This is a genomic window from Streptomyces sp. NPDC111520 (assembly GCF_055635295.1).
This window is the reverse complement of sequence record NZ_JBVKBW010000002.1, coordinates 689,774-700,920: the sequence shown is the minus strand read 5'-3', so window position 1 is coordinate 700,920 and position 11,147 is coordinate 689,774. Positions and strand designations below refer to the sequence as shown.

At 74.8% G+C, this 11,147-nt stretch carries 10 protein-coding genes; 5 read left to right on the top strand and 5 right to left on the bottom strand.

Annotation, left to right across the window (positions count from 1 at the left end; translation table 11 throughout):
- Nucleotides 1–156 precede the first annotated feature (156 nt).
- On the top strand, nt 157–1,446 hold the full coding sequence (locus ACZ7MY_RS07310; protein WP_499600238.1) for a type III PLP-dependent enzyme domain-containing protein: 1,290 nt from the start codon (nt 157–159) through the stop codon (nt 1,444–1,446).
- Between the two features lie 51 nt (nt 1,447–1,497).
- Here the strand turns inward: ACZ7MY_RS07310 and ACZ7MY_RS07305 are convergent, their stop codons facing one another.
- Nucleotides 1,498–2,076: a hypothetical protein gene (locus ACZ7MY_RS07305; RefSeq protein WP_499600237.1), complete on the bottom strand. Its 579-nt coding sequence runs from the start codon at nt 2,074–2,076 to the stop codon at nt 1,498–1,500.
- A 160-nt stretch (nt 2,077–2,236) separates the two neighbouring features.
- Between ACZ7MY_RS07305 and ACZ7MY_RS07300 the strand changes: the two genes are divergently transcribed.
- From ACZ7MY_RS07300 to ACZ7MY_RS07290, 3 genes are all read left to right on the top strand, one after another.
- Complete coding sequence (locus tag ACZ7MY_RS07300) at nt 2,237–2,446, top strand: ferredoxin (RefSeq protein ID WP_089222253.1); 210 nt, start codon at nt 2,237–2,239, stop codon at nt 2,444–2,446.
- Nucleotides 2,436–3,800 (top strand): NAD(P)/FAD-dependent oxidoreductase, encoded by a 1,365-nt coding sequence (locus ACZ7MY_RS07295; RefSeq protein ID WP_499600235.1) that lies wholly within the window; start codon nt 2,436–2,438, stop codon nt 3,798–3,800. Before ACZ7MY_RS07300 ends, ACZ7MY_RS07295 begins: the two co-directional genes overlap by 11 nt.
- A 73-nt stretch (nt 3,801–3,873) precedes the next feature.
- Nucleotides 3,874–5,094, top strand: a complete 1,221-nt coding sequence (locus ACZ7MY_RS07290) for a cytochrome P450 (protein WP_499600234.1) — start codon at nt 3,874–3,876, stop codon at nt 5,092–5,094.
- A gap of 63 nt (nt 5,095–5,157) precedes the next feature.
- Here ACZ7MY_RS07290 and ACZ7MY_RS07285 read toward each other — a convergent pair whose 3' ends face one another.
- The gene (locus ACZ7MY_RS07285) at nt 5,158–6,033 is read right to left on the bottom strand and encodes a MurR/RpiR family transcriptional regulator (protein WP_499600232.1); all 876 of its coding nucleotides are present in this window, start codon (nt 6,031–6,033) and stop codon (nt 5,158–5,160) included.
- 75 nt (nt 6,034–6,108) lie between these two features.
- Nucleotides 6,109–7,461: an acyl-CoA synthetase gene (locus ACZ7MY_RS07280; RefSeq protein ID WP_499600231.1), complete on the bottom strand. Its 1,353-nt coding sequence runs from the start codon at nt 7,459–7,461 to the stop codon at nt 6,109–6,111.
- Between the two features lie 85 nt (nt 7,462–7,546).
- Here ACZ7MY_RS07280 and ACZ7MY_RS07275 point away from each other — a divergent pair, with 85 nt between their 5' ends.
- Complete coding sequence (locus tag ACZ7MY_RS07275; protein WP_499600230.1) at nt 7,547–7,993, top strand: hypothetical protein; 447 nt, start codon at nt 7,547–7,549, stop codon at nt 7,991–7,993.
- 401 nt (nt 7,994–8,394) lie between these two features.
- Here ACZ7MY_RS07275 and ACZ7MY_RS07270 read toward each other — a convergent pair whose 3' ends face one another.
- Nucleotides 8,395–9,216, bottom strand: coding sequence for an inositol monophosphatase family protein (locus ACZ7MY_RS07270; RefSeq protein WP_499600229.1), 822 nt, complete (start codon nt 9,214–9,216; stop codon nt 8,395–8,397).
- A gap of 388 nt (nt 9,217–9,604) precedes the next feature.
- Nucleotides 9,605–10,990, bottom strand: coding sequence for a cystathionine beta-synthase (locus tag ACZ7MY_RS07265; protein ID WP_499600292.1), 1,386 nt, complete (start codon nt 10,988–10,990; stop codon nt 9,605–9,607).
- Nucleotides 10,991–11,147: the final 157 nt, after the last annotated feature.

Genomic DNA, 11,147 nt, shown 5'->3' with positions numbered 1-11,147 from the left:
ACCCGCGGCACGCGCAGGCCGGTACCGGACCGACCTGGACGGATCCGGCGCCCGCGAGGGACGCCGCGCACGGCTCGTAGGCCGCGACCGGCACCACCGTCGCGGGCGGACGCGGGGAGCCTGCCCGTCGCGGTCCCGGGCTGACACGATGGCGGTATGACCGAGGAACCGGCGGCACGACGGGGACGGGCACTGCGCGCGGCGGTCGAACAGGGGCTGGTCGGCCCGGACAGACCCGTGGTCGGACTGCTCGACCTGGACGGGGTCCGGGCGGCCGCCGCCGAACTGCGGGCGGCCTTCGCGACGCCCGGGGTGGAGGTCACGCACACCTTCGCGGTCAAGGCGGCCTCCCTGGTGCCGGTGCTGCGGCTGCTGTCCGAGGAGGGCATCGGCGCGGAGGTCGCCAGCCCCGGCGAGCTGGCCCTGGCCCGGGCCGCGGGCGTACCCGCCGGGAGGATCGTGCTGGACTCCCCCGCCAAGACGCCGGACGAGCTGCGGGAGGCGCTCGCCCTCGGCATCGCCCTCAACGCCGACAACCCGCAGGAACTGGCCCGCCTGGACCGGCTCGTACCCCCCGGCACCACCGGCGCCCCGCTGGGCCTGCGGGTCAACCCCCAGGTCGGCGCGGGCAGCATCGGGGCGATGAGCACGGCCACCGCCACGTCGAAGTTCGGCGTCGCCCTGCGCGACGAGGGCGCCGCGGACTGGGTGGTCCGCGCCTACCTCGACCGGCCCTGGCTCACCCGGCTGCACACCCACACCGGGTCGCAGGGAGTGCCCCTGGAGCTGATGGCGGCCGGTGTGCGCGCCGCGTACGAGCTCGCGGAGCGGATCAACACGGCGGCCGGGCGCCGGCAGGTGACCACCCTCGACATCGGCGGCGGTCTGCCGGTCAACTTCGCCTCCGACGAGGTCCGGCCCGGTTTCCGCGCCTACGCCGACGCGCTCCGCGCCGCCGTGCCCGGGCTCTTCGACGGGCGGTACGCGCTGGTCACGGAGTTCGGGCGGTCACTGGTGGCCAAGCAGGGCACGATCCTGGCGCGCGTGGAGTACACCAAGTCCGCCGGGGGCCGCGCGATCGCCGTGACGCACGCCGGCGCCCAGGTCGCCACGCGCACCGTCTTCGCGCCCGGCGCCTGGCCGCTGCGGGTGCTGGCCCTCGATCCGCGGGGCCGCCCCAAGGACGGCGCCCCGGTCGTCCAGGACGTGGCCGGGCCGTGCTGCTTCGCGGGCGACCTCGTCGCGACGGCGCGCGAACTGCCGCTGCTCGCGGAGGGCGACCTCGTGGCGCTGCCCGACACGGGGGCGTACTACTTCTCGACGCACTTCGCGTACAACTCGCTGCCCCGCCCCGCCGTCCACGGCTACTCCGGGCCCGACCCGGACTTCCGCACCCTGCGCCGCGCCCAGACCATCGAGGACCTCGTACGGGAGAGCGGCGGCTGAACCGGCCGGGCCCCGGCACGACCGGCCCGCCCCGGCCGTCACCCGGACGGCTCAGTGGGCCGCCGCGGCCCGGCGGCGCGACGATCCGCCCGGACCGGCGTCGCCCGCGACCGGCCCGGTGGCCTCGTACCGCGGGACGGACGGGGCGGCGGGACCGCGTCCCGCGTGCTCGGGCCGGACCCACAGCAGCGTCTCGTGCGCCCGCTCCCAGCGTCCGAGCCATACGGCCTTGGCCCACAGCCCCGCCCCGGCACCGGCCAGCAGCATCCCCGCCGCCGCGGGCGCGGCGACGCCAGAGGCGACGGCCACCGCGAACGCCCCGAGCAGCCACCAGCGCCGGGCCCGGGCCCAGGCGCGCGCGGTGACCCGGCGGTCCTGCAGGAAGGCGCCCCGGGGCGCGCGCTCGGCCGCCTCCGCGAGGGCCGTGTACCGTCGCCGCCGCACCAGGAAGGCCACCACCGCGGCGACCACGAAGAGCGCGGCCCCGCCCAGCACCCCGATCCGGCGGCCGGTCAGTCCGGGCACGAACACCCCGACGCCCGCCGCCACGAGGCCCAGCCACCACAGCCGGCGCGCCGGTACCCGCACCAGGACCGCCACCCGCGCCAGCGCATACGCTCCCCGCACCATCGCTGCCTCCTCCACGGCTCGTTCCGAGTGTGCTGGGGAGGGAGGTTACTCACGGAACATCAAGATTCCGTGAGAAAGGACCCGGGACGGCACCGCATGCGGCCCCCGGGGCGCGGTGCTACCACTGAGAGCAGGGGCCAGAGGGGCTGGAGTGGTGCGTATGAACATCGTGGTTGACCTCAATCGCTGCCAGGCCTACGCGCAGTGCGCGTTCCTCGCTCCCGAGGTCTTCGAACTGCACGGCGAGGAGGCGCTGCTGTACGTCCCGGCCGTCCCGGAGGACCAGCAGGAGCGCGTCCACCGGGCCGCGGTGGCGTGCCCGGTGCAGGCCATCCTCGTGGGCGGGGCGGCTGGTGCCGATGTCCGATGAGCTGCGCGACGGGCGCATCGTCGTCGTCGGCGCGTCCCTGGCCGGTCTGCGGGCCGCCGAGACGCTGCGCGACGAGGGGTTCGAGGGCTCGCTGACCCTGGTGGGCGACGAACCCCACCCGCCGTACGACCGGCCGCCGCTGTCCAAGCAGGTGCTGCTCGGCCGGGTGCCGGCGACGGGGACCGGGCTCCCCGCGCGCCGCCCGGTGGACGCGCGGTGGAAACTGGGCGTCGCCGCGACGGGCGTGGACGGGGCCGGCAAGCGGGTCTTCCTCGCGAACGGCGAGGAACTGCCGTACGACCGCCTGCTGATCGCCACCGGCACCCGTGCCCGTCCCTGGCCGAACCCCGCCGAGGCCGCGCTGGACGGGGTGTTCGCGCTGCGGACCAGCGACGACGCGGCCGGGCTCGCGGAACGGCTGGACGCGGGGCCCCGGCGCGTGCTGGTGATCGGCGCCGGGTTCACCGGATCGGAGATCGCCTCCGCCTGCCGGGAGCGGGACATCCCGGTGACCGTGGTGGAGCGCGGTCCCGCGCCCCTGGTGGGCGCGCTCGGCGGGACGCTCGGCGCGGTCGCCGCGGAGATGCACCACAGGCACGGGGTGGACCTCCGCTGCGGGGTGCAGGTCACCTCTCTGGAGGGTGATGGCCGGCTGACCGGCGCCCGGCTCTCCGACGGGAGCACCGTCGAGGCGGACGTGGCGGTGGTGGCCCTCGGCGCCGTGCGCAACACCGAGTGGCTGGCCGATTCGGGCCTGGCCGCGGGCCCGCGCGGCGTGACCTGCGACGCCGGCTGCCGCGCCTTCAACATGTACGGCATCGTCACCGACGACGTGTTCGTCGCCGGCGACGTGGCCCGTTTCCCGCACCCGCTCTTCGGCTACCAGTTGATCGCCCTGGAGCACTGGGGCAACGCGGTCGCGCAGGCCGAGGTCGCGGCCCACAACATGGTCAGCGCGGGGCCGTTCCGGCGGCCGCACCTGGCGGTGCCGACCTTCTGGTCCAGCCAGTTCGGCCACAACATCAAGTCGGTGGGCGTGCCCACCTACTCCGACCAGGTCGTCGTCGCCCAGGGCTCGCTGCGCGAGGCGCGGCTGGTCGTCGTCTACGGCTACAAGGGCCGCATCACCGCCGCGGTGTCGGTGAACCGGGCCAAGTGGCTGGACTACTACCAGAACCTGATCGAGACGGCCGCGCCGTTCCCGCCCGAGCCCGGGGCCGCCGACCGGACCGCCCCGATGATCCCCCTGCCGTCCGACGTGCCCGACCCCGCGGTGCTCTCGCACGGCCCGACGGTCGCCCTCACCGGTCATTTGCCGGACCGGCGCCTGACCCTGGTGCGGCCCGCCGGCTGAGGCCGCCGCCCACCGCCTGGCCGACGGGCCGTGGCAGGACGCCGCGGCCCACGACGACGAGGAGCCCCCGCGCATGGCTGCGGACACGCTGTTCCGGAGGATCACCGACTACGCCAGCCGGCCCGATCCGTACCCGCTCTACGCCGAACTCCGCGAGAGCAAGGTGGCGCCGCAGGACGACGGCAGTTACCTCGTCGGTACGTACCACGAGATCACGGCCCTGCTCCACGACCCGCGGATCAGCTCCGACCGGCGCCACCGCAGCGATCCGGAGGAGGTCCGGCTGGCCGGCGAGCTGGCGCCGTCCTTCATCGGCCTCGACGACCCCGAGCACGACCGGCTCCGCCGCACCACGATGCGGCCCTTCGGCCCGCCGCACACCCCCGGCCGGGTCGACGCCATGCACGGTGAGATCGTCCGCATCGCCGACGGACTCGTCGCCGGGCTCCGCGGCAAGGAGCGCATCGACGTCGTCGACGACTTCGCCTACCCGCTCCCCGTCACCGTGATCTGCCGCCTGCTGGGGGTGCCCCGGGAGGACGAGCCGAAGTTCCGCGGCTGGTCCGACGCTATCGTCGGCGGGCTGGACCTCAACCCCGACGAGGACCCCACCGAGCGCACGCAGGCGGCCACCGAGGCCCGCCGGGCGATGGGGGTCTACCTGGGCGGGCTGGCCGAGGAGCGGCGCGGCAAGCCCTCCGACGACCTGCTGTCGGCCTTCGTCAACGACCAGGACCCGGCCGGCGGGCTGAACCGGATCGAGCTGATGGTGACCTCGGTGCTGCTGCTCGTCGCCGGGCACGAGACCACCGTCAACCTCATCACCAACGGCATGCTCACCCTGCTGCGCCGGCCCGACCAGCTGGAGCTGCTGCGCGGCGAACCGGCCCTGATGCCGCGGGCGGTGGAGGAACTGCTGCGCTTCGAACCGCCCGTGCAGATGCTGCCCCAGCGCACCCCGCTGGTCGACGTCGAGATCGCCGGGGTCACCGTGCCCAAGGGGGCGCCCCTGGTCCTGGTGCTCGCCTCCGGCAGCCGCGATCCGCGGCGGTTCCACGACCCCGACCGGTTCGACCCGCGGCGCACGGACAACCAGCACCTGGGCTTCGGCAGCGGCGTGCACAGCTGCTTCGGGGCGCCGCTCGCCCGGCTGGAGGCGCAGATCGCCCTCACGGCCCTGCTGCGCGACCTGGACGGCCTGCGGCTGGTGGACGACCCGCCGCCCTACCGGCGCAGCCCGGTGCTGCGCGGTCCCCGCCACCTCCTCGTCGAGCACGACGGGACGGGCGCCTGACCGCAGTCCGTCACCGGGGCCGGGGACGGGCCGGGGGCGGGCCGGGGGCGGGCCGGGGACGGGTCACTCCACGAACAGGCCCTGCGCCGCGGCCTTGGTGTCGAACTCCTCCAGCCGCGCCTGCGCGTCCGGCAGCCCGTCGCACATGGCCTCCAGCAGGACCCGCCCGAGCAGCATCGGCGCGCACGCCGTGTCGAAGGCGAGCCCCGTGCCGACGGCCGCCGGGAGGAGGACGTCGGAGTGGGCGGCGACCGGCGCGAAGGCGCTGTCGGCGACGGTGACGACGGTGAGCCCGGCGGAGCGGGCGTACTCCAGGGCCTCGACCACCTCGCGCGGGTGCCGGGGCAGCGCGAAGCACAGCAGGGCGCTCGCCCCGGCCCGCACGGCCGCGTCGACGCGGTCGGCGAGCATGCTGCCGCCCTCGTCGAGGAGCCGGACGTCGGGGTGCACCTTGGCCGCGAAGTAGCCGAAGCCCCTGGCCTGGGCGGCCGCGGCGCGCAGGCCCAGCACGGGCAGCGGCCGGGACGCGGCGAGCAGGGCGCCCGCGCGGGCGACGGGCGCCGGGTCGGCGAGCAGCGCGGCCAGGTGCCGCAGGTTCTCGATCTCGGCCTGCACGGCTTCCTGGTACTCGTTGTACGTGTCGCCGGCCGGCCGGCCCGGGGGCACCGCGGCGGGGGCGACCTCGCGCAGGTGGCGGCGGAGCGCGGGGTAGCCGTCGAAGCCGAGCGCGACCGCGAAGCGGGTCACGGAGGGCTGGCTGACCCCGGCCAGTTCGGCGACCTCGACGCTGGACAGGAACGGCGCGTCGGCGGCCCGCCGCACGAGGCAGTGGGCGATGCGGCGCTGGGTGGGCGTGAGCCGGTGCGCTTCGAACAGCTTCACCAGGCGCGCCGACGCGCTGTCGGTCCCGTCGGCCGCGGTGGCGTTGTCGGTGGCCATGACGCCCTCTCCGCTCGGCTATTCATGTGCCGATGACTCTGCATGATTCTATGCAGGACGGCAAGGCGGCCCCGCTCACGCGGGCGGCAGCAGCTTCTTCTGCGGTTTGCCCATCGCGTTGCGCGGCAGTTCGGTCAGGAAGCGGACCTTGCGGGGGCGCTTGTGCACCGACAGGTGCCCGGCCACGAAGTCGATCAGCTCGCGCTCGCCGACCCCGTCCGCCACCACGTAGGCCACGATCTCCTGGCCGAGGTCGGCGTGCGGGGCGCCCACGACGGCCGCCTCGCGCACCGCGGGGTGGTCCAGCAGGGCGTTCTCCACCTCGCCCGCGCCGATGCGGTAGCCGCCGGACTTGATCAGGTCGGTGGAGGCCCGCCCGACGATCCGGTGCATGCCGTCGGGCTCGATCGCCGCGATGTCACCGGTGCGGAACCAGCCGTCCTCGGTGTACGAGGCGGCGGTCGCCTCCGGCCGCCCCAGGTAGCCGTCGAAGAGCGTGGGCCCGGTGAGTTGCAGCTCGCCGATCTCCGCGCCGGGCTCCGCCGCGATCCGGGTGCGGATCCCCGGCAGCGGCAGCCCGACCGAGCCGGGGCGCCGCTCACCGTCCGCCCGGGTGCTCACCGTGATCAGGGTCTCCGTCATGCCGTAGCGCTCGACCGGCCGCTGCCCGGTCAGCGCCGCCAGGTCCCGGAAGACCGGCGCGGGCAGCGGCGCGCTGCCGGAGACCAGCAGCCGGGCGCCGCTCAGCGCCCTGGCGGAGTCCGGGTCCGCCGCGACCCGGCCCCAGACGGTCGGCACGCCGAAGTACAGGCTGCCGCCGGCCGCCGCGTACGCCTGCGGGGTGGGCCGGCCGGTGTGGACCAGACGGCTCCCGGTGCGCAGCGCGCCGAGCACGCCGAGCACCAGACCGTGCACGTGGAACAGCGGGAGCCCGTGGACGAGGGTGTCCTCCGCGGTCCACCCCCAGGCCCCGGCGAGGGCGTCGAGGTCGGCGGCGACCGCCCGGCGCGACACGAGCACGCCCTTGGGCGCCCCGGTGGTGCCCGAGGTGTACAGGACGAGGGCCGTGGTGTCCGGGTCCGGCTCCGGGCCGTCCCAGGACCCGCGCTCGGTGAGGACGGCCTGGGGTGCCTGCACGGCCCCGGAGTCGCGCAGGATGTGGTCGCGCTCGGCCGGGCCCGCGTCGGGCGGCACGGGGACGACGGGCACGCCCGCGAGGAGGCCCCCGACGACCGCCGCGACCGTCTCCAGGGACGGCGTCGCGTGCACCGCGACCGCCGGGGCGCCCGCGACACGTGTTGCGAAGGCACCCGCGGCGCCGAGCAGTTCCTCGCGTGAGCAGGGGCGTCCGTCGACGGTGACCGCGTCGGGGCGGTCGGACGGGGCGTGGTGGAGGGCGGTCAGCAGGCGCGGCGCGTGTCCGGTCACGGGACGACCCTACTGGGGCGATCCCCGGGAAGGTTCGGGGGTTTCCCCCAGTGCCACGGGGCCGCCCGGTCCGTACGGTGGCGTCATGGACGCCCGTGACCCTGAGCTCAAGAAGGAATTCGCCGCCACCCTCCAGGCGCGCAAGGACCTGGGGGAGGAGTACGAATCCGCCCTCATCGACTCCTTCCTGGAGAAGATGGACCGGCGCATCGACTCCCAGGTCGAGCGGCGGGTGCGCCGTGAACTGGCCGAGAATCAGACGGCGTTCGCCCGTTCCGGACGCCGGGTCGGCCCGGAGGCGCGCGGTCACGCCGGCGGCCGTTTCGGCGCCCGCTACGGTTTCGGCGCGTTCTCCCTGATCATGGCCATCCCGCTGTCCGCCATCGCGGCCGACAAGGCCGACCTGCCCGGGCTGCTCGTCGCGTGGGTCGGCATCGTCGCCGTCAACGCGGCCCACTCGCTGGGGTGGCTCCTCCACGAGCGGGGCACTTCCCCGCGCCGCAACAGGGACCAGGACGCCTGGGAGGACTGACGGCCTGACGGCGGCGAGCGCTCCCCGCACGCGTCGAGGGCGCACGGCCCGAGGCACGGGTGGCCGCCCTCGCGCCCGGCTCCCCCGCCGCTCGGGGCGTGGGGGAGAACGTTCGAAGAGCGCGGCGGCCCGTTCCAGGAGCGTGGCAGGCGCGGTCGCGGCCGCGCTCGCGGCTGCCGTGGCTGCCGCGAAAGCCGCGACAACCACGGATACGGACGGGTGCCTGTGACGGCGAAGAGTTGCGGTGGTCGATCCCATGCCAAGGACGGTAGGCGGAACGCCACCCACAAGATGATCTTGCTCAAATCCTGTGGACGACCCGCGGGTTGTGGACAACCCCGTCACCCGAAAGACGTCACAGCGGGTGGGACGACCGCCCCGACAACCCGGCCGGCCCGCCGCTACGCCGTGAGCAGCGCGACGACGCGGCGGGCCGCGCTCTCGTCGCGGGCCGCGGCGAAGGGCAACGGCCCCGCGGCCATGCGGAACGGCAGCCCGTCCGCGCCGAGCACCGTACCGCCCGCCTCGGCGACCAGCAGGATCCCCGGGGAGTGGTCCCAGGGGTTGTCGTAGGCGTAGGTGGCCGCGTCGAGCCGCCCGAGGGCGACGTCGAGGTAGTCGCAGCCGGCGGAGCCGCTCGCCCAGGGCTTGACGCCGTGTGCCGCCCCCGTCTCGTACAGCCGCCGGTGCTGGTCGGCCGTGAGGTGCGCGGGCCGTGCGCCGGCCACCAGCAGCACCTCGTCCGCGTCCCGCGAGCCGCCCGCGGCCAGGCGCAGCGGCCGGCCCCCCGCGTACGCGCCCTCGCCGCGCCGGGCGGTGGCGAGGACCCCGTCGACCGGCCGGTACGTCCAGGAGGCGAGCAGCTCACCCCGGGCGGCGAGGGCGACCTGGGTGACGAACGAGGAGTCGCCGCGGACGAAGTTGGAGGTGCCGTCGACCGGGTCGACGATCCAGACCGGATCGTCGCCCAGCAGCGCCCCGAGCAGCTCGGGGTCGGCGTGCACGGCCTCCTCGCCGATGACGGCCGAGCCCGGCAGCAGGCGGGTGAACGTACGGGTGAGGCGTTCCTCGATGCGGCGGTCGGCGACCGTGACGAGGTCCAGGGGGCCCTTCTTCTCGTCGACGTCGCCCTCGGCGAGACGGCCGAAGCGGGCGAGCGCCTCCTCGTCGGCCGCGGTGCGTATGGACTCCTCGACGGCTGCGAACGTCTGCGCGCTGATCACGGCGGCCACTCAACCAGAAGAGCGGTCCGCGCGGGGGCGCGGACCGCTCTTCCACAGATAGCGCGGGAACCGCCGCACCCCCGGTCACCCGGGGGGCGGGACGACGGCGGTCCCCGCGAGGGACGCGGGCCGGATCAGGGCCGGGCCACGCGTCCTTGGGGTCACCATGGAGGTCCGGGAGCCGCTCCGGAGGTCCTTGGCGCCACATCCGTGGTGTCGGCCGGGCGACCGGTGTGCCGTCCGCCGACATCCACCAATGTGCCGGAGCCGTGTTAAATGCGTGCTGCGGACACGTGACGCCGGTGTACCACTTCCGCGAACCCGCGGCGGACCCTCCCGGGATCGCCCGGGATCGCCCGGGATCGCCCGGGATCGCCCGGGGGTGCCGTTACCTGGCCTCTTCGGCGAGGAAGGCGAGCAGGTCCTGGCGGCTGACCACGCCCGTCGGCTTGCCCTCGACCAGCACGATCGCCGCGTCGGCCGAGCCCAGCACGGCCATCAGGTCGCCGACCGGCTCGCCGGAGCCCACCTGCGGCAACGGCGCGCTCATGTGCCGCTCCAGCGGGTCGTCGAGGGTGGCGCGCTTGGTGAACAGCGCGTCGAGCAGCTCCCGCTCCACGACGGAGCCGATGACCTCGGCGGCCATGACGTCGGGGTGGCCGGCGCCCGGCTTGACGATCGGCATCTGCGAGACGCCGTACTCGCGCAGCACCTCGATGGCCTGGCCCACGGTCTCCTCGGGGTGCATGTGCACCAGGTGCGGCAGGCCGCCGTCCTTGCGGTCCAGGACGTCGGCGACACGGGCCTGGCCGGTGCCCTCCTCCAGGAAGCCGTAGTCGGCCATCCACTCGTCGTTGAAGATCTTCGACAGGTAGCCGCGGCCGGAGTCCGGCAGCAGCACGACCACCACGTCGTCCGGGCCGAGCCGCTCGGCCACGCGGAGCGCCGCGACGACCGCCATGCCGCAGGAGCCGCCGACGAGCAGGCCCTCCTCCTTGGCGAGGCGCCGGGTCATCTGGAAGGAGTCCTTGTCGGAGACCGCGACGATCTCGTCCGCGACGGTGCGGTCGTAGGCGGTGGGCCAGAAGTCCTCACCGACGCCCTCGACGAGGTACGGCCGGCCGGAGCCGCCGCTGTAGACGGAGCCCTCCGGGTCGGCGCCGATGACCTTCACCCCGCCGTCCGAGGCGTCCTTCAGGTAGCGGCCGGTGCCGGAGATGGTGCCGCCGGTGCCGACGCCCGCCACGAAGTGCGTGATCTTCCCCTCGGTCTGCTCCCACAGCTCCGGGCCGGTGGAGTGGTAGTGCGAGGCCGGGTTGTTGGGGTTGCTGTACTGGTCCGGCTTCCAGGCGTTCGGGGTCTCGCGCACCAGCCGGTCGGAGACGTTGTAGTACGAGTCCGGGTGCTCGGGGTCCACGGCGGTGGGGCAGACCACGACCTCGGCGCCGTAGGCCCGCATGACGTTGATCTTGTCCGCGGAGACCTTGTCCGGGCAGACGAAGATGCAGTGGTAGCCCTTCTGCTGGGCCACGATCGCCAGGCCCACACCCGTGTTGCCCGAGGTGGGCTCCACGATCGTGCCGCCGGGCTTGAGTTCGCCGCTCTTCTCCGCGGCCTCGATCATCCGCAGCGCGATGCGGTCCTTGACCGAACCACCGGGGTTGAAGTACTCGACCTTGGCCAGGACGGTCGCCTGGATCCCTGCCGTCACGCTGTTGAGCCTCACCAGCGGGGTGTTGCCGACGAGACTGATCATCGAGTCGTGGAACTGCACCATTGTCTCCGGGTTCTCCGTGATTGTGAGGCCAGGGTAAGCGGTTTTGCGGCGGGGGGCGGCCCCCGCGGGGACCGGGCGTCGCACCCTTCACATTGGTGTTACGTACGCCCCGGAAGGTCCGGTTGTAGAGTCGCACCGTGGCGCGATCACGACA

Excerpts from the sequence above, each read along its gene's own strand:
- ACZ7MY_RS07310 (WP_499600238.1), top strand. The coding sequence starts at position 157 with ATGACCGAGGAACCGGCGGCACGACGGGGACGGGCACTGCGCGCGGCG.
- ACZ7MY_RS07305 (WP_499600237.1), bottom strand. The coding sequence starts at position 2,076 with ATGGTGCGGGGAGCGTATGCGCTGGCGCGGGTGGCGGTCCTGGTGCGG.
- ACZ7MY_RS07300 (WP_089222253.1), top strand. The coding sequence starts at position 2,237 with ATGAACATCGTGGTTGACCTCAATCGCTGCCAGGCCTACGCGCAGTGC.
- ACZ7MY_RS07295 (WP_499600235.1), top strand. The coding sequence starts at position 2,436 with ATGTCCGATGAGCTGCGCGACGGGCGCATCGTCGTCGTCGGCGCGTCC.
- ACZ7MY_RS07290 (WP_499600234.1), top strand. The coding sequence starts at position 3,874 with ATGGCTGCGGACACGCTGTTCCGGAGGATCACCGACTACGCCAGCCGG.
- ACZ7MY_RS07285 (WP_499600232.1), bottom strand. The coding sequence starts at position 6,033 with ATGGCCACCGACAACGCCACCGCGGCCGACGGGACCGACAGCGCGTCG.
- ACZ7MY_RS07275 (WP_499600230.1), top strand. The coding sequence starts at position 7,547 with ATGGACGCCCGTGACCCTGAGCTCAAGAAGGAATTCGCCGCCACCCTC.